This is a genomic window from Methylorubrum aminovorans, assembly GCF_022179725.1.
Classification (GTDB): Bacteria; Pseudomonadota; Alphaproteobacteria; order Rhizobiales; family Beijerinckiaceae; genus Methylobacterium; species Methylobacterium aminovorans.
In genome coordinates this window covers 205,015-227,406 of the sequence record NZ_BPRC01000007.1, presented here as the reverse complement: position 1 = coordinate 227,406, position 22,392 = coordinate 205,015, and the positions used below count along the sequence as shown (strand labels likewise).

Sequence of the window (22,392 nt, the reverse complement as noted above, 5' to 3'; positions counted from 1 at the left end):
GTGGGATCACCGCCTTTCGGCAGCCGTCACCCGCGCCACGATCGCCTCCCGCTCCCGGCGCGTCGCCGACAGGCGCTCGCGGGCGGCCGCGAGGATGTCGGGTCCGGCGGTCTCGGGCCGGCCGGTGTCGAAGGGCGGAGCCGGGGCGTATTCCAGGTGGAGCTGGATCGCCTGCGCGGTCGCCGCGTCGGTCAGTTCGGCGGCGAGCGTCAGGCCAAAATCGATGCCCGCGGTGACGCCGCCGCCGGTGATCAGGTTGCCGTCGCGCACCACCCGTCCCTGCGTCGGGATCGCGCCGAAGGCCGCGAGTAGGTCGTGCGCGGCCCAATGCGTGGTGGCGCGCTTGCCCCGCAAGAGCCCGGCCGCGCCGAGCACCAGGGCGCCGGTGCAGACGGAGGTGAGATAGCGCGCGCCCGCCGCCTGCCGGCGAAGGAAGTCGAGGGTCTCGCCATCCTCCATCAGCGGGTTCACCCCGCTGCCGCCGGGCACGCAGATCACGTCGAGGGCCGGGCATTCGGCGAAGGTGACGGTCGGCGTCAGCACGAGGCCGGTGGCGCTCGCGAGCGGGTCGCGTGTCTTCGCGACGAGATGGACGCGGGCGCCGGGCACCATGGCCAGCACCTCGTAGGGGCCCGTGAGGTCGAGCTGCTGCACGCGGGGGAAGACGAGGAAGCCGATCTCGATCGTCATGTCCGGTATCCTGCGCTCGAAGTTACCGCAGATAGATCACGCTGTAGAGCGAGGCGCGCAACTCGTCCTCGTCGAGCCAGACCCGGCCGAGGTCGCAGCGCTCGGCGATGCCGGGCCGCATCCGGGCGCAGTACTCGCCGGTATTGTCCTGCAAATGGTACTGGCAGCGGCCCGCCACTTTGCGCCGGGCGATGATCGGGCTCGAATGGTCGGCGGCGATGTCCGGGTCCTTCGGCAGGCGCTCTTCCAGCACGTACCAGGAATAGCCGATCACCGGCAGACGATCGCGGTCGAGGGCGTAATCGATCATCGCCATCAGCCGGTCGGTACCGGCGGTCAGGCCCGGTTCCCGGCGCGCCGCCTTGTCCATGAAGTCGAGCTGGTTGTCGGCGATCGAATCCGAGACCGGGATCAGGGGCACCGGCAGCGGCTTTCGCCGGCAGCGCCGCTCGACATGGGCGATCCAGCCGGCATTGAAGGCGTCGGTCTCGGGATCGCGCAGGCGCGGTACCGTCCCGCCGAGGCTGCGCCAGGAGATCTTCGGGGCGGCGACGCGGCTGCGCCAGCGCAGGGCACCAAGGGTGCGGAGGTGCTGGCCGTAGCCGTCGAAGGAGGGCAGGTCCCGGTCCAGGCACAGGCCGCCGAGATTGTAGAGGAGCGTCGCCGCCTCCTCCTGCCCGTCCTCCAGCTTGTCAAAATAGGGCTTTCGTCCCGGATTGCGCTCGCGACTCGCCTCGGTGTCGTTGCGGCTCTCGGCGATCTCCTCCGCGAGGTCCGGATGCCGGCGCAGGTAGCGCCGCAGGGCGCCGTCGCGGCTGTGCAGCAGGCCGGCCGGGTCGGCAAAGTAGTAGCGGGTGGCCACATCGAGCGCCGAGACGGTGACGCCGACGCGCTGCGAAATCATGTCGGCGGTGGCGTAGGCAAAGCAGATCGCGCTGTCGCCCTGGCTCATCGGCGACAGGGCCGGGTTGGGGCTGATCCGGTCGTCGAGCGGATGGGTGCCGGGCCGGCGGCCGGGCGCCACCACGGTCACGTCCGCGCACGACGTGTTGCGGGCGTAGCGCGGATTTTCGGGCAGCAGGCGCGTGTCGACTGCCGCGGCCGGTGTAGCCACGAGCAGAAGTCCGGCAGCGAGAGAACGGACGAGGCGGGGTGCCCCAAGGGCGCGCTTCAATCCGCCCCCGCCGCCGCGACGGCGACCGGCGCCGCCTCGGCGCCGTCGAGCACCGTGTCCTGCGCCGCCTCGGCGAGCAGGGCGTAGCCGCCGTCCGCCATGTGCAGGCCGTCGCTCGCGAACAATTCGGTGCGGGTCAACCGGCCCTGGCCGATCCAGTCGCGCATCAGGTCCGAGCGGCGGATCACCGGGATGTCGAGGTCGTGGCCCAGCGCGCGCACGGCGTCGCGGAACCGGTCGGCGCCGGGCGTGGCGTCCAGCGCCGGGCACCATTGCGGCTCCATCAGCACCACGTCGATGCCCGCCGCGCGGATGCGCTCCAGCGCCGTCTCGGTGGCCTCGCGGAAATGGTCGAGGGAGACGCCGCGCAGCGGATCGTTGCTGCCGGTCTGCCAGATCACGAGATCGGGCCGGGGGGCGATCACGTCCCGGTCGAGCCGGGCCAGCATCTCGTCCACCGCCTCGCCGCCGATGCCCCGGTTGGTGACGGTGACCCGGCCGCCGAGATGCGGCAGGGCGCGGCGCAGCCCGGCTTCGAGGCGGGCGGGATAGGCGGCGGCGGGATGGCTGGCGCCGATGCCCTCGGTCGAGGAAGAGCCGAAAGCGATGATGGTCAGCGGCCCGCCCAGAGCGATCTTTTGGGCGACGTGCGGAAGGCCGGCCGGGGTGGCGTCCTCGAACAGGCCGAGATCGATGTCGAGGTTCGCCGGCAGCAGATCGGCGTAGGCGAGAACCGCAGTCGAGGAGAGGGTGAGGGCCAGCATCAGCGCCGTCGTGCCGATGAGCTGCCGCGGATGTCTCAAGGAGACTGTCCGCATCCGAGCAAGACGAAGAATCCGCGCCACCGCTTTCGAGCCCCCGCCCGCATGCCACCTCGTCCGGGGGGCTTTGCAGGATTATCGATCTCGACTCTTGTAGCCGAACCGAAATTGGATTGTGGCCGAATAATCGTGATTCGCCACAACCGCAATGTGGAGTGTTTGACGGAGTCTTAAGTCCAAGCGCCGGATGAAATGATTTTTGTTCAACAGACCGCCTCGCCCGGTGCCTCCACCGTCATCGCGAGGCAATCAACCGGAAACGGTTTGAACGGCGATCAAGAGCGGAAACGGGGCCGAGGCGTCCGTCCTCACGAGCCGGATCGTCCGACCCATGCCGGCGAAGCCAGGGACACCGTTCCGCTTCCGTGCCGCTCGATCCGGCCATCGAGTTCGAGTTCGAGCAGTGTCGTCTGCACGACCCGGACCGGTAGGCCGGATGAGCGCGCGAGTTCGTCGGTGCCGACCGGGGTGGGGCTGAGGCAGGCGATCAGCCGGGCGCGCTCGTCGTGCGGTTCGGATTGGGGCTCGCATTGCGGCTCCGCGAAAGGTCCGGCCGGGTCCGCCGCGTCGGGAAACAGCGGCAGGGCGGTCGCCGAGCCGCCGTCGAAATCGATCTCGTCCCAGTAATCGTACGTGCCCGACGTCTCGGGGCGGTCGTTCAGGCCTTCCGCGGGCGATGCGCGCCCGTCCCTCAGCGGGGCGAGAACGGACAGGACGTGCTCGACCTCGCCGACCAGCGTCGCACCCTCGCGGATCAGGTCGTTGGTGCCTTCCGCCCGCGGATCGAGCGGGGAGCCCGGAACCGCGAACACCTCGCGGCCCTGCTCCAGCGCGAAGCGGGCGGTGATGAGCGAGCCGGAGCGGCGCGCGGCCTCGACGACGACCGTGCCCAGGCTGAGCCCAGAGATGATGCGGTTGCGCCGGGGGAAGTCGCGCCCGCGCGGCACCCAGCCCATCGGCATCTCGGCGACCACCGCCCCGCCCGCACCGACGATCTCCTCGACGAGGCCGGCATGGTTCTCCGGATAGATCCGGTCCTGCCCGCCGGCGAGGACCGCGACCGTGCCGGTCGAAAGCGTGGCCCTGTGGGCGCGGGCATCGATGCCGCGGGCGAGCCCCGAGACGACGACGAGGCCGGCCTCACCGAACCCGCGGGCGAGCCGCTCGGTGAAGGCAAGGCCCGCCGTCGAGGCGTTGCGAGAGCCGACGATCGCCACGGACGCCCTCAGTAGGGCCGCCGGATCGCCGCGCACCGCGATCAGCGGCGGGGCGGTGTCGGTGGCGTGCAGCGCCTTCGGGTAGGCTGCCTCCCCCATGGCGATGAAGCGGATGCCGAGGCGGGCGGCGGCGGCCATCTCGCGCTCGGCCTCCGCCTTCGAGGGCGGCACGGCGCGCTTGGCGGTGCGCTTCGTCAGGTCCGGCAGGGCGTCGAGCGCGGCGGACGCGCTGCCGAAGCGGTTGATCAGGCCGCGGAACGTGCGCGGGCCGATGCCGTCGGTGCGGATCAACCGCAGCCAATCGAGGCGCTGTCCGTCGGTGAGCTGCATCCGGTCCCCCTCCTGACGGGAGGGGGCCGTCGTCAGCCCTTCTGCCCGATCCGGCCCTCGGTGCCGGCGGCGAGTCGGCGAATGTTGGGCGCGTGCTTCCACCATAGCAGCGCCGCGAGCACGAGGAAGAGTGCTGCAACCGCTCCGTGTCCGAGCGCCCACAGTATGAGGGGCGTGGCGGCTGAAGCCGCGAGCGCGGCCAGCGAGGAGTATTTCAGGGCGAAGGCCAGCCCGAGCCAGATCGCGGCGAAGGCGAGCAACGTCAGCGGACTGAGCGCGATCAGCACGCCGATGAAGGTCGCCACCCCCTTGCCGCCCTTGAAGCCGAGCCAGACTGGGAAGAGGTGGCCGAGGAAGGCGCCGAGTCCGGCGGCCAGCGCCGGCCCCTCCCCCCAATGGCCGGCGGCGAGCACCGGCAGCGTGCCTTTCAGCGCGTCGCAGAGAAGGGTCGCGGCCGCCAACCCCTTGCGGCCGGTGCGCAGCACGTTGGTCGCACCGATATTGCCCGAACCGATCGCGCGAACGTCGCCGAGACCTGCGAACTTCGTCAGGATCAGGCCGAAGGGGATCGCGCCGCAGGCGTAGCCGAAGACGAGGGCGGCGATGAGGGCCGGCCAGCCGGCCGCAAGCAGCGTGGTCATGCGGCGATGGCCGAAAGATCGGAGCGGTGGACGATCCGGCCGCCGACCAGCGTCAGCACCGCCGCGCCCTGGAGCCGCGCCTCGTCGAAGGGCGAGTTCTTGGAACGCGACTTCAGTTGGCGCTTGTCCAGCACGTAGGGCAGATCGGGGTCGATCAGCACGAGGTCGGCGGGTGCGCCCCGCTCCAGGCGCCCGGCCTCGCGTCCGAGCAGCCGCGCCGGATTGGCGGAGAGCGCGTTCAGCAGCGTCCTCAGGGTCACGTCGCCGGTGTGCAGCAGGCGAAGGTTCGCGCCGAGCAGCGTCTCGATGCCGAGGGCGCCGTCGGCGGCCTCGGCGAAGGGGAGACGCTTGGTCTCGACGTCCTGCGGGTTGTGGTCGGAGACGATGACGTCGATCACGCCCTCGTTGAGCGCCGCGATCACCGCCGCCCGGTCGTCCTCGCGGCGCAACGGCGGCGAGAGCTTGCAGAAGGTGCGGTAGTGGCCGATGTCGCCCTCGTTGAGCACGAGGTTGTTGACCGAGACGCCACAGGTGACGGGCAGGCCCGCCTCCTTGGCCCGCCGAACGATCTCGACGGAATCGGCGCAGGAGATCATCGCCGCGTGGTAGCGCCCGCCGGTGAGGCGCACGAGGCGGATGTCGCGCTCCAGCATCACCGTTTCGGCCTCGCGCGGGATGCCGAGCAGGCCCAGCCGCGAGGCCATCTCCCCCTCGTTCATCACGCCGTCGCCGACGAGGTCCGGCTCCTCGACATGCTGCATCAGCAGCGCGCCGAAATCACGGGCATAGGTCAGCGCGCGGCGCATCACCTGCGCGTTGGTCACGGCCTTCAGCCCGTCGGTGAAAGCCACCGCTCCGGCTTCCGCCAGCAGGCCGAACTCGGTCATCTCGCGCCCCGCCAGCCCCTTGGTGATGGCGGCGGCCGGCAGCACGTTGACGCTCGCCGTGTCGCGGGCGCGGCGCAGCACGAAATCGACGATGGCCGGCCCGTCGATGACGGGGTTGGTGTCGGGCATGCAGACGAGCGTCGTCACACCGCCGGCCGCGGCGGCCGCGCTCGCCGAGGCTAGGGTCTCGCGATGCTCGGCACCGGGTTCGCCGACGAAGGCGCGCAGGTCGATCAGGCCGGGGGCGAGGGTGAGGCCGCCGCACTCGATGTTTTGGGCGCTCTCGGGTGTGCCGGGCGCCGCACCGAAGGCGACGTCGGCGATGCGGCCGTCACGCACGAGGACGGCACCGGGGCCCTCGCGGCCGGTGGCCGGATCGAGGAGATGGGCGTTGGAGAGGACGAGCGCGCTCATTCGGGTCACCCGTTCGGCAAGTGGGTCGCCAGCGCTTCCAGCACGGCCATGCGCACGGCGACGCCCATCTCGACCTGCTCGCGGATCAGCGACTGCGCCCCGTCGGCGATCTCGGAAGATATCTCGACACCGCGGTTCATGGGACCCGGATGCATCACCAGCGCGTCGGGCTTGGCCAGCGCCAGCTTGTCGCCGTCGAGGCCGTAATAGCGGAAATATTCCTTCACGCTCGGCACGAAGGAGCCGTTCATGCGCTCGCGCTGCAGGCGCAGCATCATCACGATGTCGCACCCCTTCAGGCCCGCGCGCATGTCGGTGAAGACTTCGACGCCGAAGCGATCGATACCGGTGGGCAGCAGCGTCGAGGGGCCGATCACCCGCACCCGGGCGCCGAGTGCCTGGAGCAGGATGATGTTGGAGCGCGCCACCCGCGAGTGCAGGACGTCGCCGCAGATCGCGACCTGAAGCCCCTCGATGCCGCCCTTGTTGCGGCGGATGGTCAGCGCGTCCAGCAGCGCCTGGGTCGGGTGCTCGTGGGCGCCGTCGCCGGCGTTGACCACCGCGCAATCGACCTTGCGCGCCAGCAGATGCACCGCGCCCGCGGAATGATGGCGGACCACGATGATGTCGGGCCGCATGGCGTTGAGCGTCGCCGCGGTGTCGATCAGCGTCTCGCCCTTCTTCACCGAGGACGAGGCCACCGACATGTTCATCACGTCGGCGCCGAGCCGCTTGCCCGCGAGTTCGAACGAGGATTGCGTGCGGGTCGAGGGTTCGAAGAACAAGTTGATCTGCGTGCGGCCCCGCAGCACGTTGCGCTTCTTCTCGACCTGCCGCGACAGGGCGACCGCGGCGTCGGCCCGCTCCAGGAGCGATTCGATGTCCGGACGGCTCAGGCCTTCGATGCCGAGCAGGTGTCGGTGCGGGAAGGCGGGTGCGGTCTGAGCGGTCATGCGGCGGTTCTGTCGTCGGCCCTGCGCTATAGGTGTCTCGAAGGGACGCGGCAAGGCGCCGGAGCGTCCCGTGGCCGGTGCTGCTGCTGGTCAGAGGGAAAACGATCTGGTCCGGTCGCGGCTGAGAGATTTTTTTCGTCATCGCGAGCCCGTGATCGAGAAGAATTTGAACGATCCGGCTTCGCTTCCGTTTTTCAAACATCTGTTTGGGCCTGAGCCTGTCGAATGCCTGTTCCGGTGTTCGGCCGCGGGCCCGGAAGCCGAAAGGTAGCCGATGAATACGCGACTTCTTCTGACCGCCGGCGCGCTCTCGCTCGGTCTCGCCCTTTCCTCGGGCGCCTACGCTCAGGGCATGCAGCGGGGTGGCATGGAGCCCGGCATGGGTGGGCAGATGGGCGGCCAGATGGGCGGCCAAATGCAGCAGGGCGCCATGGGTGATGACATGGGCCAGGAGCAGCGCCCGATGAAGCGCAGCTCCAAGAAGATGAAAAAGCCGATGAAGAGCAAGAAGATGATGCGCTCGAAGCGCATGAATTCCGGCTCCGGCATGGAGTCCGGTGCGGGCGGGATGTGAGCCACCCGTCACCCGACTGTGACCAACGCGCCATCTAGGCGATCCTCGGCCCGCCCGGTTAAACCGGGCGGGCCTTTTCGTGTCGAATGAAGCCTTCCAAGTCCTCCCGTGCCGAGCGGTCCCTCCCCCCGGCGCGGGGTGCTGCAACAGGGAACAGCCGCGCCGTGGCCGCAGGATCGACGCTCTCGGGGCCGGACATCGTGGAGACGGTGCGGCGGCGCTGGATGTTTCGCCACCCGCTGGTGATCCGGCTCGCGCACTGGATCAACGTGGTCTGCCTCGCCATCCTCCTGATGAGCGGGCTGCAGATCTTCAACGCCCATCCGGCGCTGTACTGGGGCTCGGCCTCGACCTTCGACAAGCCGTTCGTCGCCATCACCGCCGACCAGGGGGACGACGGCACGCCGCGCGGCATCGTCGCGGTTGCGGGCTACACCTTCGACACCACCGGCGTGCTCGGCCTGTCGAACCTCAACGGCCGGCCCGCGGGCCGCGCCTTCCCGTCATGGTCGACCCTGCCGGCGCATCAGGATCTCGCCACGGGCCGGCGCTGGCACTTCCTGTTCGCCTGGGCCTTCGTCATCAACGGGCTGATCTACCTCGTCTACGGCATCGGAACGGGGCAGCTGCGCCGCCGTCTCATCCCCGACGGGGACCAGATGCGCGGTTTCGGATCCTCGATCCGCGAGCACCTGACGCTTCACTTTCCGGAGGGCGACGAGGCCAAGCGCTACAACGTGTTGCAGAAGCTCAGCTACCTCGTCGTGGTGGCGGTGCTGCTGCCTCTAATGCTGCTCACCGGTCTGGCGATGTCGCCGGGCGTCAACGCGGTGATTCCGCTGCCCGACCTGTTCGGCGGCCGGCAATCGGCTCGCACGATCCACTTCATCGTCACGAATTTGCTGGTGCTGTTCGTGATCGTCCACGTCCTGCTCGTCCTGCTCTCGGGTGTGGCCAACAACATGCGCAGCATGATCACCGGCTGGTTCGTGATCGAGCGGCAGAAACTTCCCGCCGGTTCGGGAGACGGCCGATGAGACCCCGCCTGCACATTCCTCGCCCCCATCGCCGCGGTTTCCTCACGGCGGCGGCCGGCCTCCTCGGCGCCGCGGCGCTCGGCGGCTGCGACCGCTTCGCCGCGAGCCCCATGGGCCAGCGCACGCTGAAGCTCGGGGAAGATGCCAACCTGTTCGTGCAACGCCTGCTGCTGACGCCGGCCTCGCTCGCCAAGGAATTTCCGGACTCGGAGATCTCGCCCTGGTTCAAGCCGAACGGGACGATCGATCCGCCGGACCGGGCTTACAAGGCACTCGCCGCCACGCGCTTCGAAGGATTCCGCCTCCGCGTCGACGGCCTCGTCGAGCGGCCCCAGGATCTGAGCCTCTCCGACCTACGGGCGCTGCCCGCCCGCACTCAGACGACGCGGCACGATTGCGTCGAGGGCTGGAGCGCGATCGGCAAGTGGACCGGCGTGCCCCTCTCGGAGGTGCTGCAGCGCGCCGGCCTCAAGCCGGATGCCCGCTACATCGTGTTCCACTGCGCCGACACGATGGAATATGCGGCCGGCGGCGAGGAGGAGCCGGAGACGGACACGACCGCCAATCCCGGCATGGAGGCGCGGCCCGAGGGCGCCGAGAACCAAGCAAGCGATTCGCAGGCCGCAGGGGCGGAAGCGCCGGCTGACGAGGGCGACGAGGCCCAGGGCATCCCGGTCCGCTACTATGAAAGCATCGATCTCACGGACGCCTACCACCCGCAGACGATCCTCGCCTACGACCTCAACGGCCAGGCCCTGCCGGTCTCGAACGGGGCCCCCTTGCGCCTTCGGGTTGAGCGGCAACTCGGCTACAAGCAGGCGAAATACATCATGCGGATCGAGGTCACCGAGAGCCTGAAACGCATCGGCGACGGTGGGGGCGGCTACTGGGAAGACCGCGGCTACGAGTGGTACGCGGGGATTTGAGAGAGGGTCTCACCCGTTCTCCCGATTTGACAACGCCGCGCCGCTCACCCACTTCTGCGCGGCGCGAGAGCCGGCCTCCGACCGGTACGCTATCCGCGCCATCCCCAAAACCGTACCCGCGGTGAGGCTCTGGCGAGAGGCAGAGGTTCATGAAAGTCGTCGTCGTCGAGTCGCCGGCCAAGGCCAAGACGATCAACAAATACCTGGGGCGCGATTACGAGGTTCTGGCCTCCTTCGGCCATATCCGCGATCTGCCGGCCAAGGACGGCTCGGTCGATCCGGAGGCCGATTTCGCCATGATCTGGGAGCTGGAGGATCGCGGCTCGAAGCGCGTGTCCGAGATCGCGCGCGCCGTGAAGGGCGCCGAGAAGCTCATCCTCGCCACCGACCCGGATCGCGAGGGCGAGGCGATCTCCTGGCACGTCATCGAGGCGCTCACGGCCCGCAAGGCGCTCAAGGGCATCCCGGTCGAGCGGGTGACCTTCAATGCCATCACCAAGGCCTCCGTCGACGCGGCGATGAGGAAGCCGCGCGAGATCGATCAGGCGCTGGTCGATGCCTATCTGGCGCGGCGCGCGCTCGATTACCTCGTCGGCTTCAACCTCTCGCCGGTGCTGTGGCGCAAGCTGCCGGGCGCCAAGTCCGCCGGCCGGGTGCAATCGGTCGCGCTCCGTCTCGTCGTCGAGCGCGAGATGGAGATCGAGCGCTTCAAGCCCCGCGAGTACTGGTCGATCGTCGCCACGCTCGCGACCGAGAACGGCGGCGTGTTCGAGGCCCGTCTCGTCGGCGCCGACGGCAAGCGCATCCAGCGCCTCGATGTCGGCAATGCCGAGGAAGCGGCCGCCTTCAAGCGCGACCTCGAACTCGCGACCTTCCAGGTGGCGAGCGTCGAGGCCAAGCCGGCCAAGCGCCATCCGCAGCCGCCCTTCACCACCTCGACACTCCAGCAGGAGGCCTCCCGCAAGCTCGGGATGGCCCCAGCCCAGACCATGCGCGTGGCGCAGCGGCTCTACGAGGGCGTCGACGTCGGCGGCGAGACCGTCGGCATCATCACCTACATGCGAACCGACGGCGTCGACATGGCGCCGGAGGCGATCCAGGATGCCCGCCGGGTGATCGGCCGCGAGTTCGGCGACGACTACGTCCCCGGCGCTCCGCGCAAATACTCGGTGAAGGCCAAGAACGCCCAGGAAGCGCACGAGGCCGTTCGCCCGACCGATATGGGCCGGTTGCCCAAGCAGGTTGCCCGCTATCTCGAGCCTGAGCAGGCCAAGCTCTACGAGCTGATCTGGACCCGCACGATCGCGAGCCAGATGGAATCGGCCGAACTCGAGCGCACCACCGTCGAGGTGACCGCGAGCGTCGGCCCGCGCCGGATCGACCTGCGCGCCACCGGTCAGGTCGTGAAGTTCGACGGCTTCCTCGCCCTCTACCAGGAGGGCAAGGACGACGAGGAGGACGAGGATTCCAAGCGTCTGCCGGCGATGAGGGCGGGCGACCCCTTGAAGCGCGAGCGCATCGCCTCGACCCAGCACTTCACCGAGCCGCCGCCGCGCTATTCCGAGGCCAGCCTCGTCAAGCGGATGGAGGAGCTCGGCATCGGCCGGCCCTCGACCTACGCCGCGGTGTTGCAGACGCTGCGCGACCGCGAATACGTCAAGATCGAGAAGAAGCGCCTCCAGCCGGAGGACAAGGGACGGCTCGTCACCGGCTTTCTCGAGAGCTTCTTCAAGCGCTACGTCGAGTACGATTTCACCGCGAGCCTGGAGGAGCAGCTCGATCGGGTCTCGAATGCCGAGATCGACTGGCGCACCGTGCTGCGCGACTTCTGGCGCGATTTTTCTGCCGCCATCGGCGGCACCAAGGAACTGCGCGTCGCGGAAGTGCTGGAGGCGCTGAACGGCCTGCTCGGGCCGCACATCTTCCCCGAGAAGGCGGATGGCGGCGATCCGCGCGCCTGCCCGACCTGCGGCTCCGGCCAGCTCTCGCTCAAGCTCGGCAAGTTCGGCGCCTTCATCGGCTGCTCGAACTACCCCGAGTGCAAGTACACCCGCCAGCTTTCGGCCTCCGGCGTCGAGGGCGAGGGTGACGGCTCCTCGGCCGACGGCGGCCAGCCCGGCGTGCGGGTGCTCGGCGACGATCCCGCCACCGGCCTGCCCGTAACCCTGCGCGACGGGCGTTTCGGGCCGTTCGTGCAACTCGGCGAGGCGTCGTCCGAGAAGGGTGCGGAGAAGCCCAAACGCTCCTCGTTGCCGAAGGGCATGACGCCGGGCAGCGTGACCCTGGAGATCGCGCTGCGCCTGCTGTCGCTGCCGCGCGAAGTGGCCAAGCATCCTGAGACCGGCGAGCCGATCCTGGCCAATCTCGGCCGCTTCGGGCCCTACGTGCAGCATGGGAAGACCTACGCCAATCTCGGCAAGGACGACGACGTGCTGGAGATCGGCGCCAACCGCGCCATCGACCTCATCGTCGCCAAGGAGCAGGGCGGCGGGCGCGGGCGCCCCTCCTCCGATCCCGGCCGCGCCCTCGGCGCGCATCCGGATGGCGCCGCCCTCGTGGTCAAGGCGGGCAAGTACGGCCCCTATGTCAGCGACGGCTCGGTCAACGCGACGCTGCCGAAGACGATGAGCGCCGAGAGCCTGACGCTCGAACAGGCAATCGACCTCGTCAATGCCAAGCGCGCCTCCGGCGGCGGCAAGAAGCCGGTTCGCAAAACGGCGGCCCGCTCTCGCGCACCCGCGAAGAAGGCGGAGGCCGGCGAGGCCAAGAAACCTGCCGCGCGCAAGACGGCGACCAAGGCTGCGGCCAAGCCGGCGGCTGCGAAGAAGGCTCCGGCGAAGACGAAGGCGAGCTGAGGCGAGCGACGCCTCAACCCTCCCCTTCTGCGGGGGAGGGTGTCCGCGGTGCGGACGGGGGAGGGGCGGCGCGACGGTGGCTTCTCAACCGGCGTCGGTCCGGCGGAAGCGGCGCTCCCCTCACCGGACCCCTTTGGGGGCCACACTCTCCCGCAGAGGGGAGAGGGCATACGCGGCGAGCTTATGCTTCGAGATCAGTCTGCGCCGACCCGCTCGAACGTCAGGTAACTCGGCAACCGGCCGGCCGCGAGGGCCTTGGCCTCGTAGCGGGTGCCCGGCCAGCCGGGAAAAGGCCGGCGCCAATCGTCGGCATGCTCGGCCGTCCAGCGCAAATGCGGGCAGCGCGCGGCGCGGACCAGGGTCCAGCCGACATAGTCGTCGATGTCGCTGGCAAACCGAAAATGGCCGCCGGGGCGCAGCACCCGCGCGATCTCGGTGAGCGAGGCGTCCGAGACGAAGCGGCGCTTGCGTTGGCGGCGCTTGGGCCAGGGATCGGGATAGAGCAGGTAGACGCGGGCGAGGCTCGCATCCGGCAGGGCGGCGAGCAGGGCGGTGGCGTCCTCGTCCCAGACGCGAACGCTGCGCAGAGCGCGCTCGTCCACCGCGCGTAGCAGCTTGACCACGCCGTTGACGAAGGGCTCGCAGCCGATGATGCCGGTCCGCGGATGGGCCTCGGCCTGAGCGGCGAGGTGCTCGCCGCCGCCGAAGCCGATCTCCAGCCAGACCTCGTCGACCGGCACCGGGAACAGGCTCGGCGGATCGAGAAACTCGCCGCGCTCGGGCAGAGCGACGCGTAAGTGGGGAAGCGCCCCTTCGAGGCGCTGCTCCTGGCCCGGCCGCAGCCGCTTGCCCTTGCGGCGCCCGTAGAAGGCCCGCTCGGTCTCGGCCGTCCCGCCCGTTTCGGGAGGGACGCTGTCATCCCTCCCCATCATGGTTCGGGCTCAGAAGGCCGATTTCAGCTTAGCGGCCAGATCGGTCTTCTCCCAGGAGAAGCCGCCATCGGCATCGGGCTCGCGGCCGAAATGGCCGTAGGCCGCGGTGCGGGCGTAGATCGGCTTGTTGAGCTGAAGCGCTGTGCGGATGCCACGGGGCGAGAGGTCGAGGGCGTCCATCAGGACGGTCTCGAGCTTCGCCTCGTCCACGGTGCCGGTGCCGTGCAGGTCGACGTAGATCGACAGGGGCTTGGCCACGCCGATGGCGTAGGAGAGCTGGATCGTGGCGCGGCGGGCAAGCCCGGCGGCGACGACGTTCTTGGCGAGATAGCGGGCCGCGTAAGCCGCCGACCGATCGACCTTGGTCGGGTCCTTGCCCGAGAAGGCGCCGCCGCCGTGGGGCGCCGCGCCGCCGTAGGTGTCGACGATGATCTTGCGGCCGGTGAGGCCGGCATCGCCGTCGGGACCACCGATCACGAACTTGCCGGTCGGGTTGACGTGCCAGACGGTGCTCTCGTTGACCCAGCCCTCGGGCAGGGCCTTGAGGATGTAGGGCTCGACGATGGCGCGCACGTCCGCCGAGTCGAGCGACTCGTCGAGATGCTGCGTCGAGAGCACGATCTGCGTCACCTCGACCGGGCGGCCGTCGGCGTAGCGCACGGTGACCTGGCTCTTGGCGTCGGGACCGAGCTTGGCCGCATCACCCTGCTTGGCCTTGCGGGCGTCGGCGAGGTCCTTGAGGATCTTGTGGGCGTAGAAGATCGGGGCTGGCATCAGTGCCGGGGTCTCGTCGGCGGCGTAGCCGAACATGATGCCCTGATCGCCCGCGCCCTCGTCCTTGTTGCCGGCGGCATCCACGCCCTGGGCGATGTCGGCCGACTGGGCGTGCAGGTGGATGGCGACGTCGTTGTTCTTCCAGTGGAAGCCCGACTGCTCGTAGCCGATGTCGCGCACGGCCTCGCGAGTCAGCTCCTCAAGGTCCTTGAAGGTCACGGAATCGGGGCCGCGCACCTCGCCCGCGATCACGACGCGGTTCGTCGTCGTCAGCGTCTCGACGCCGAGGCGGGCCTCCGGCATCGCGGATAGGTAGGCATCGACCACGGTGTCCGAGATCCGGTCGCTCACCTTGTCCGGGTGGCCTTCGGAGACGGATTCGCTGGTGAAGAGATAGTCGGAACGAGGCATCATGCACCCCCGATTGTCGGGTGCGCCTCGTCTTGTCACGGCGCTTGACCCGGTCTCCAGAGGCGCGGCTTGTCGCATCGGCGTTACGGACGGTCAAGCCGGAATGGCGAAATCGTCCGTTTTAACGAACGGTTCGGGATGTACTTATGCCCGGCCGCGATCCGCGCACGGTGCCGAGATTGGGAATTGGACGGACGACTTCGAGGTGTGAGCGTCAGCTCTTGAGTTCGCGGCTCAGGGTTTCGACCGCGGCGGAGAGTTCGCGGCGCTGGTCCTCGCTGAACGTTTCGACGAACTGGCGCGCGAAAGCGCGGGCAAGATCAGACCACGGATCGGTCGCGTAAGGCTGCTGTCCATTATCTGAGAAACCGCGTTCCGTCTCTGGATCAGGATGGGGAATGCCGTCGAGGAACTCGGAGACCGGAGTATTGGTGAGACGGCTCAGGATCGCGAGGTGGATGGCACTGATCCGGTTGACCCCCTTTTCGTATTTTTGGAGTTGAGCAGCCGACATCCCGAAGCTGTCAGCGACGGTGCGTTGCGTCAGCTTCGAGCGTTTGCGCTGCTCGGCAATACGACGTCCGAGAAGGACGTCGCGCTCATCGGTCTTCTGGCCTGCCATCTTCTCTCTGCCCACGATTTATTGGGCGATGCTTCGAACGAAAACTTTCCTGTTGCAAGACCGCCCGAAGCGGCAACTGCGACGCAAGACGGAATATGTCATTTGTTAATGGTGCGACGTGGCGTCGCAGGTCGATCCAGGCGTGAATGTGTCGACGCACCGCAATCACAAGATCGAATACAAGAATGGCGTCCCCGGCAGGGCTCGAACCTGCGACCCCAGGTTTCATACCACTTCGGCTTTCGCCGCCGCGCTGTGCGCGCGTTCGTGGCCTGGACTATCCCTTCACCCTGGGTCTCGTGCGAGGCCTTTAGGTGCCGCCCGTCTAGTCTCTACACCTTCCCGCGACCCTCAATGGATCTCAGGCTTGGCTCGGGATCGGCAGGGCGCCGCGGCGCCGGAAGCTTTCCCCGAATTTGAGCGGATCCGCCGCGCGGTTTCCCATCGCGGCGCCCAATTGTGGAGTTTAGGAAACCTGTGCTCTGTCCAGCTGAGCTACGGAGACGTCGGCGAAGGCTTAGCATCATCGCACGGGACCGCCAACCGGTCCGATCCCGGCCGGAGCCGGGCGCCGGGGGGGACGTGTCGGACGTTTTATTTGCGGGAGACGGCCGTCGGCATTCCGGGACGTTGAGCCCCGAGCCCAAAAGAGACGGCATTGCAGGCTTGCGGAGCGGCCTAACCCTGGCAGTCCTCGCCGTTCGCCTGCTGTCAGGGCCGTTCGGCCTGTGGCCCCCGAGACTCACGGGGCGACAATCCGCGATTGTGAATGCCTGATGCTCTCACGTGCCGCGATCCGGGCGCTTTTCGTGCGGCATCCTTCCCGTCACGAGAGGCCGAGCGCGAGCGGTGGTGATGGGGCGCGGCGAGGGGCGCAGTATTGTACCCAACCAGCGACGGGCTGGCCGCCGCAGCGGTTCGGGTCTGGCTTGGCTCCTCGCGACCGCCTGCGGCGGGAGCGTCGCTTCTCACGGCGTATCGGCCGCCCCGCGCGCCGAGGACACCTGCCGGCCGTTGGCCGCGCGTGTGGATCGTCTCGCCGATGTCGGGCCTCGGGGCGAGCTGATCCTCGCCTCGGGCCGCCGGGCGGTGCTCTCCGGCCTGCGCTGGCCCGACGAGCCCGCGATCGATGCCGGGGCGCGGGCTTGGCTCCTGACCTTCCGGGGCGCGCCTTTGACACTGACCGAGCGCGGCGCCGAGGATCGCTGGGGCCGCCGGCGTGCCGACGGAATCGCGGGCGAGGCCGAGCCGATCGATCTCGCCGGGGGGCTGGTCGCGGCCGGGCTCGCCTATGCCGATCCCGGCGAGGCCGACGCCCTCTGCCGTCCGGCGCTCCGCACCCTCGAAGCTGCGCCGCGGGCGGCCGGGCTCGGCCTGTGGGCGGGCGGACCGCTCGCCGCGACCGATGCGGCGGTCCTGAGCGCGCGGGCCGGGCGGTTCGCGGTGGTCGAAGGGCGCATCCTGCATATCGGCGAACGCGCAACGCGGACCTATCTCGACTTCACCCGCCGGGGTGAGCAGGGCTTGACCGTAACGGTGCAGAAACGCACTTGGCGGATTCTGAGCGAACATGGTTTGTCGGCGGCCACGCTGAAGGGCCGCCTCGTGAGAATCCGCGGCATGGTCGAGATCGGGCGGGGACCGCTCATCGATCTTGCCGGCGTGGAGAGCATCGAGGTCGTCGAGGGGGAGCAGGCGCTGCGGCGCTAGAACGGCATGACGGGGGATCGGCAGCACGAATCGAGGCGGCGGAGCGGGTGCGGGCGCCGTGGGAGGCGACCGGGCCGGGCCGGCGTGCAGGCCGGCACGCTGCTTGTGCTCGCGAGCCTTCTGGCCGCCTGCGCGGCCGACCAGACCGGCACCGTGCTCACACCTGCGGTCATCAAGGTACCGGAGCAGGCACCCAAGACGACGGGGCGCACGCGCTCGGACGAGGCGGACCACGCTAAGCTCGTGGCCTCCTTCGGCGGCGAGTACCGTGCCCCGGCCGCCCACCGGCTGGTTGCCGAGATCACCGACCGCCTCGTGCGCGTGAGCGACCGGCCGGAAGAGAGCTACGCGGTCACGCTGCTCGACTCGCCCGTCGTCAACGCTTTCGCCCTGCCGAGCGGCCGGCTCTACGTCACCCGCGGGTTGCTCGCGCTCGCGAGCGACAGCTCGGAGGTCGCGGCCGTGCTCGCCCACGAGATCGCCCACGTGACGCTACGCCATGCCACCGCCCGCAGCGAGATGGCGCTTCGCTCGCAGCTCGTGAGCCGCGTGGTCGCCGACGTGCTGAACGATCCGGTCACGGGCGCGCAGCTTGAGAACCAATCGAAGTTCACCCTTGCCCGCTTCTCCCGCGAGCAGGAGCTCGAGGCCGACACCAACGGCGTCCGCGTGCTGGCCCAGGCCGGCTACGATCCCTTCGGCGCCGGCCGCTTCCTCGACGCGCTCCAGCGCACCATGGCGCTCAAATCGGGTAACGGCAGCGCGGCCGAGCCCGACATGCTGGCGACCCATCCCGCCACTGCCGAGCGGATCGCGCTCGTCACCCGCGCGGCCCGGCGCATCGGCGCCCCCGGCCTCGGCGCCGACGACCGCTCGCGTTACCTCGCGGCGATCGATGGGCTCGCCTACGGTGACAATCCCGGCGAGGGCCTCGTGCGCGGGCGCCGCTTCCTGCATCCGGGCCTCAGCATCGCGTTCGAGGTGCCGGACGCCTTCGCTATCGAGAACACCCGCAACGCCGTGCTCGGCACCACGCCGGAGGGCAGCCGCCGCCTGCTGTTCGATCAGGTGGAGGCGAGCGGCGACCGCAGCCTAGAGGACGTGCTGCGCGCGACCTGGAACGACGCCATCGATGCGAGTTCGATCGAGAACCGCATCATCGGCGGGCGCTCTGCCGTCACCGCGCTGTCGCGCGGCAAGGACTGGACCTTCCGGCTTGCGGCGATCCGCATGGGCGAGACCACCTACCGCATGATCATGGCGGCCAAGGGCGCGACCGATCCCGAGCCGGCCTTCCGGCGCTGGCTGGAAAGCCTGCGGCCGATCGAACCGGAGGAGGCTGCCGCCCTCAAGCCGGCGCATCTGCGGATCGTCACCGCCGCGCCGGGCGACACCGTCGAAGGTCTGGCCCGCCGCATGAGTGTGCCCGACCGCGCCGTCGATCGCTTCCTCGTGCTCAACGGCCTGCAGCGGGGGGCTGCGGTGAAGCCCGGACAGGGCTACAAGCTCGTGGTGGAATAGGGTTCCGCTCCATCGGTCTTGTCCAGCGGTCTTGCGCGCCCGGTGCATGGCGCCGAGAGCCCTGCTCGACCTGATTGCATCAGCTCGGCGGCTCTAGGTCTTTGTAGTGTCACGCTTTCTTTTCGACGAACCGGCATCCACTTCGTCGGAAAGCGCTCTAGGCCGATGCCCCACCGCAGCGGGTCCGATGTGACGCCCACCGATCTCCCAGCCGACACCGCCGTCGCGGTCGTGTTCTTCCGCCCCTCCCCCGAGCAGGTCGAGCGGGTCGTCGAGCGTTTCGCCGGGCGCATGCCGGTGCTCGTCTATGACAACGGCGGCATCCCGCCCGAGGCGATGGCCCAATTGCACGCGGCGGAGGGACTCACCCGGCTCGGCGAAGGATGCAATCGCGGCATCGCCGCCGCCCTCAACGCGCTGGCCGAGGCGGCGATCGCGGCGGGCTTCGCCCGCCTCTTCCTGCTCGACCAGGATGCCGACACGAGTGTCGAGACGGCGCGGGCGCTGGGTCATGCCCTCGACCGGCTTGCGGACGCGGACCCGCCCCCGGCGCTCGTCGGGCCGGCGCCCGCGCCGAAGCCCGGCCATAAGGCGCCGGTCTACCCGCCGCGCCCCGGCGTGCCGCCCCGCGAAACTCTCCGGCCGGTGGAATTCCTGGCGACCTCCGGCTCGCTCGTGGATCTGTCCGCCTACGCGCGGGTCGGCCCGTTCCGCGAGGACTTCTTCATCGACGCCGTCGATCTCGAATGGTGCTTTCGCGCCTGGGCAAGGGGCCGGAGCTGCTGGATGGACCCTGCCACCGCGATCCCGCACAGCGTGGGGCGCGGCACCATCCGCGCGCGGTTCCTGCCCGTGGCGATGCCCGACCAGCCGCTTTTCCGCATGGCGGTTTACGTGCGCAACACCGCCTATGGCTGGCGCCTGCCGCACGTTCCGGTCCGGTGGAAGCTGAAACAGGCGGCCTACCTGCCGCTGCAGATCGGGCTCTACTGGAGCCGGCACCGGTTCTCGCCCCGCGTGCTGGTGCGCCTTCTCGCGGCGCTGGCGCAGGGGCTGGCCGGGCGCCTCGGCCGGCCGGCAGATGCGCCGCCATGACTGCCGCCCTCACGGCGGCCCTCGATGTCGTCATCGTCAACTGGAACGCCGGGGAGCAACTCCGGGCCTGCCTTGCGAGCCTGGCCGCGAGCGAGGGCGCGGAGCATCTGCGCGTCGTCGTCGTCGACAACGCCTCCGGCGACGGCTCGGCGGACGGTCTCGACTTGCCGGGCCTCGCGCTCACGCTGCTGCGAAACCGCGAAAATCTCGGCTTCGCCCGCGCCTGCAACCAGGGCGCCGCGTTGGGCTCGGCCGATGCGATCCTGTTTCTCAATCCCGATACGGAGGTGAGCCGGGACGGCATCGCCCGCGCCCGCGCCCGGCTCGAGGCGGAGCCTAGCACCGGCATCGTCGGCGCCCGGCTGGTCGACGAGGCGGGGCAGACGCACCGCACCTGCGCCCGCCATCCGACGGGGCCGAGCCTGATCGCTCACACCCTGTTCCTCGACCGTCTGCTGCCCGGCCGCGTCCGCCCGCACTTCCTGCTCGACTGGGACCACGCCGAGACCCGCGACGTCGATGCGGTGATGGGCGCCTTCCTGATGATCCGGCGTCCGCTCTTCGCCCGTCTCGGCGGATTCGACGAGCGCTTCTTCGTCTACTGGGAGGATGCCGACCTCTGCGCTCGCGCGTCCGCCGCGGGCTTCGCCGTGTGCCATGTCGCAGAGGCCGAGATCCGCCACCGTGGCCAGGGTACCACCGGGGCGGTGAAGGATCGCCGCCTGTTCTACTTCCTGCGGGCGCAGGCGCTCTACGCGCACAAGCATCACGGCCGGGCGACCGCTCTGGCCGTGCTGGCCGCCGCGCTCGCCGTGAACCTGCCGGTGCGGCTCGGCCGGGCGCTGGTGCGGGGCGCACCGGGCGACGCGGGTGCGGTGATCCGCGCAGGGCGAATGCTCGTGACGGCCCTGCCGGGCCTGTTGACCCGCGGCGGCCGATGAGGCTTGCCTGAAGCGGGGCATCTTGTCGTCCGCGTCGGCCTCCGTCATGGTGCCGCCCTCCGGACGGTCCCGCTTGCACCCGCGGCGGGCGGCTGAACGGGAAGCGGCGTGTACGACAGTGCGGACAAGGGCTTTCGACCGGCGGACCTGTCGCCCGCCCTCTACCGTGCCGCCTTCGACGGTGCGCCGGTGGGCCTCGCCGTCTTCACGCCCGACGGTCGCACGATCCGCACCGCCAACGCCTGCCTGTGCCGCTGGCTCGGCTACGCGCCGGGCACCCTCGACCGCTGCCCGATCGATCGGGTGATCGGCCGCGAGGCCTTCGGCGACGTAGGTCCCGAGGTGAAGGCCGGCATCCGCCGCTGGCTGCGGGCGGATGGCAGCAGCCTCGACCTGCGTCTCACTCTCTCCGGCGAGGACGCGGCGGAACCGGTGGCGGTGGTGACCGTCGTGGATGCCGACGATCTGGTCCGGGCCGAGCAGAACCGCGACGCCCTGACGGCGGCAGGCCTCGGCGAGTGGCGCTGGGACCTCATGACCGGGCAGATGGTGTTCTCGCGCCGCGCCGCGCAGATCCTCGGCTACGCGCCGGGCCGCTCCGTCACCTGGGCGGGCATGCGGGGGCAGGTCGATCCGGAGGATGCCGAGCGGATCCAGGCCGCGGTCGCGGCCGCCATCGCCGAGCGCCGCCCCTACGCCTTCCAGACCCGCTTCCGCCGCGCCACCGACGGCGCCGAGATCTGGATCGGCGCCCGCGGCGAGGCGCTGCTCGCCGCCGACGGCACGCCGGTCGGCATCGTCGGCGTGGTGCAGGACGTCACCACCCGTGTCGAGGCCCGCGAAGCCCTGGCCGAGCGCGAGGAGCGCCTGCGGGTCGCCACCACGGTGGCCAATCTCGGCATCTTCGAGTGGCACGTCCTCGACGATCGTGCGACCTGGGAGAACGAGCGGATGTTCGCGATCTTCGGCCGCCGGCCGGAAGAGGGCAGCATCGGCAAGGCCACCTTCCTGAAGGAAATCCTGCATCCCGAGGATCGGCCCGTCTTCCGGCAGGCGATCCTACGGGCTTTGCGCGAGGACGTGATCCTGCACGCGACGGGGCGCATCCGCCGCCACGACGATGGCCAGTGGCGCACCATCGACATGGCGGGACGCTTCGAGCGGACCCGGCCGGGCGGGCTGCCGCGGCGCCTGATCGGCGTCGTCGCCGACGTGACCGACCGCCACCTCTCCGAGGAGCGCCGCAGCCTGCTGATCCGCGAGCTGCACCACCGGGTGAAGAACACGCTCGCCACGGTCCAGGCCATCGTCGGCTCGACCGCGCGCACCGCCACCAGCATCGACAGCTTCCACGAGGCCTTCGTCGGCCGCATCAAGTCGCTCGCCCACACTCACAGCGTGCTCACCGAGGCGACGTGGCAGACGGCGAGCCTGCGCGACCTGCTCTCCTCCGAGCTGATGCCCTATGCCGAGAGCGAGACCGAAACCTCGCCGGACCTGCGCATCGTCCTCGACGGCCCGGCGGTCGACCTGCCCTCCGAGGTGGCCGTGCCGATCGGCATGGCGATCCACGAACTGACCACCAACGCGGCCAAGTATGGCGCCCTCTCGACCGGCCGCGGCCGGATCACCATCACCTGGAGCGTCGAGGCCGGCGTGCTGCACCTCGATTGGCGCGAGAGCGGCGGTCCCACCGTTGCCCCGCCGACTCGCCAGGGCTTCGGCTCACGCCTGTTGCAGCGGGTGCTGACGACCCAGGTCCAGGCGCAGATCACCACGGATTACGCGCCGGAAGGGTTCCACCTGACGCTGGCCGCGCCGCTGCCGACGCGCAACCCGGCGCTCAACCCGCTCGCCTGAGCGGACG

At 69.8% G+C, this 22,392-nt stretch carries 19 protein-coding genes; 9 read left to right on the top strand and 10 right to left on the bottom strand.

Annotation, left to right across the window (positions count from 1 at the left end; all coding sequences use genetic code 11):
• Positions 1-6 precede the first annotated feature (6 nt).
• The 7 genes from MFF24_RS12540 to MFF24_RS12510 all read right to left on the bottom strand — a co-directional run bounded on the left by MFF24_RS12540 (position 7) and on the right by MFF24_RS12510 (position 7,127).
• Positions 7-690, bottom strand: a complete 684-nt coding sequence (locus tag MFF24_RS12540) for a DJ-1/PfpI family protein (RefSeq protein ID WP_238224724.1) — start codon at positions 688-690, stop codon at positions 7-9.
• Positions 691-712: 22 nt separating this feature from the next.
• Positions 713-1,864, bottom strand: coding sequence for a hypothetical protein (locus MFF24_RS12535; protein WP_308445599.1), 1,152 nt, complete (start codon positions 1,862-1,864; stop codon positions 713-715).
• Positions 1,861-2,682 (bottom strand): SGNH/GDSL hydrolase family protein, encoded by an 822-nt coding sequence (locus MFF24_RS12530; RefSeq protein WP_231343535.1) that lies wholly within the window; start codon positions 2,680-2,682, stop codon positions 1,861-1,863. Before MFF24_RS12530 ends, MFF24_RS12535 begins: the two co-directional genes overlap by 4 nt.
• Before the next feature lie 311 nt (positions 2,683-2,993).
• The gene (gene dprA, locus MFF24_RS12525) at positions 2,994-4,232 is read right to left on the bottom strand and encodes a DNA-processing protein DprA (RefSeq protein ID WP_238224720.1); all 1,239 of its coding nucleotides are present in this window, start codon (positions 4,230-4,232) and stop codon (positions 2,994-2,996) included.
• A gap of 32 nt (positions 4,233-4,264) precedes the next feature.
• Complete coding sequence (gene plsY / locus MFF24_RS12520; protein ID WP_108941137.1) at positions 4,265-4,873, bottom strand: glycerol-3-phosphate 1-O-acyltransferase PlsY; 609 nt, start codon at positions 4,871-4,873, stop codon at positions 4,265-4,267.
• Entirely contained in the window at positions 4,870-6,174 is a 1,305-nt protein-coding gene (locus MFF24_RS12515; RefSeq protein ID WP_238224719.1) for a dihydroorotase, read from the bottom strand. Before MFF24_RS12515 ends, plsY begins: the two co-directional genes overlap by 4 nt.
• A gap of 5 nt (positions 6,175-6,179) precedes the next feature.
• Positions 6,180-7,127, bottom strand: coding sequence for an aspartate carbamoyltransferase catalytic subunit (locus MFF24_RS12510; RefSeq protein WP_238224718.1), 948 nt, complete (start codon positions 7,125-7,127; stop codon positions 6,180-6,182).
• Between the two features lie 274 nt (positions 7,128-7,401).
• Here MFF24_RS12510 and MFF24_RS12505 point away from each other — a divergent pair, with 274 nt between their 5' ends.
• The 4 genes from MFF24_RS12505 (at position 7,402) to topA (ending at position 12,519) form a co-directional block, all read left to right on the top strand.
• Positions 7,402-7,701 (top strand): hypothetical protein, encoded by a 300-nt coding sequence (locus tag MFF24_RS12505; RefSeq protein WP_108941134.1) that lies wholly within the window; start codon positions 7,402-7,404, stop codon positions 7,699-7,701.
• 164 nt (positions 7,702-7,865) lie between these two features.
• Positions 7,866-8,738: a cytochrome b/b6 domain-containing protein gene (locus MFF24_RS12500; RefSeq protein ID WP_238224717.1), complete on the top strand. Its 873-nt coding sequence runs from the start codon at positions 7,866-7,868 to the stop codon at positions 8,736-8,738.
• Positions 8,735-9,664, top strand: coding sequence for a molybdopterin-dependent oxidoreductase (locus MFF24_RS12495; protein ID WP_238224716.1), 930 nt, complete (start codon positions 8,735-8,737; stop codon positions 9,662-9,664). Before MFF24_RS12500 ends, MFF24_RS12495 begins: the two co-directional genes overlap by 4 nt.
• A gap of 149 nt (positions 9,665-9,813) precedes the next feature.
• Positions 9,814-12,519: a type I DNA topoisomerase gene (topA, locus tag MFF24_RS12490; protein ID WP_238224715.1), complete on the top strand. Its 2,706-nt coding sequence runs from the start codon at positions 9,814-9,816 to the stop codon at positions 12,517-12,519.
• Between the two features lie 194 nt (positions 12,520-12,713).
• On the opposite strand, the gene trmB is transcribed toward topA, so the two are convergent.
• The 3 genes from trmB to MFF24_RS12475 form a co-directional block, all read right to left on the bottom strand.
• On the bottom strand, positions 12,714-13,451 hold the full coding sequence (gene trmB / locus MFF24_RS12485) for a tRNA (guanine(46)-N(7))-methyltransferase TrmB (protein ID WP_238224714.1): 738 nt from the start codon (positions 13,449-13,451) through the stop codon (positions 12,714-12,716).
• A gap of 9 nt (positions 13,452-13,460) precedes the next feature.
• Entirely contained in the window at positions 13,461-14,636 is a 1,176-nt protein-coding gene (gene metK, locus MFF24_RS12480) for a methionine adenosyltransferase (RefSeq protein ID WP_238224742.1), read from the bottom strand.
• Positions 14,637-14,850: 214 nt separating this feature from the next.
• Positions 14,851-15,258 (bottom strand): helix-turn-helix domain-containing protein, encoded by a 408-nt coding sequence (locus tag MFF24_RS12475; RefSeq protein WP_108941128.1) that lies wholly within the window; start codon positions 15,256-15,258, stop codon positions 14,851-14,853.
• Between the two features lie 855 nt (positions 15,259-16,113).
• Here MFF24_RS12475 and MFF24_RS12470 point away from each other — a divergent pair.
• The 5 genes from MFF24_RS12470 to MFF24_RS12450 all read left to right on the top strand — a co-directional run bounded on the left by MFF24_RS12470 (position 16,114) and on the right by MFF24_RS12450 (position 22,385).
• Positions 16,114-16,968: a DNA-binding protein gene (locus MFF24_RS12470; protein ID WP_373322687.1), complete on the top strand. Its 855-nt coding sequence runs from the start codon at positions 16,114-16,116 to the stop codon at positions 16,966-16,968.
• Positions 16,969-16,974: 6 nt separating this feature from the next.
• Positions 16,975-18,489 carry a M48 family metalloprotease gene (locus MFF24_RS12465; protein WP_133091533.1) on the top strand — a complete coding sequence of 505 codons (1,515 nt, stop codon included), beginning with the start codon at positions 16,975-16,977 and terminating at the stop codon, positions 18,487-18,489.
• Positions 18,490-18,678: 189 nt separating this feature from the next.
• A complete protein-coding gene (locus MFF24_RS12460) occupies positions 18,679-19,584 on the top strand; it encodes a glycosyltransferase family protein (RefSeq protein ID WP_238224741.1) in 906 nt (301 codons plus the stop codon).
• Entirely contained in the window at positions 19,581-20,525 is a 945-nt protein-coding gene (locus MFF24_RS12455; protein ID WP_238224712.1) for a glycosyltransferase family 2 protein, read from the top strand. The genes MFF24_RS12460 and MFF24_RS12455 overlap by 4 nt, the downstream gene beginning before the upstream one ends.
• Before the next feature lie 108 nt (positions 20,526-20,633).
• Positions 20,634-22,385 carry a sensor histidine kinase gene (locus MFF24_RS12450; protein ID WP_238224711.1) on the top strand — a complete coding sequence of 584 codons (1,752 nt, stop codon included), beginning with the start codon at positions 20,634-20,636 and terminating at the stop codon, positions 22,383-22,385.
• Positions 22,386-22,392 lie beyond the last annotated feature (7 nt).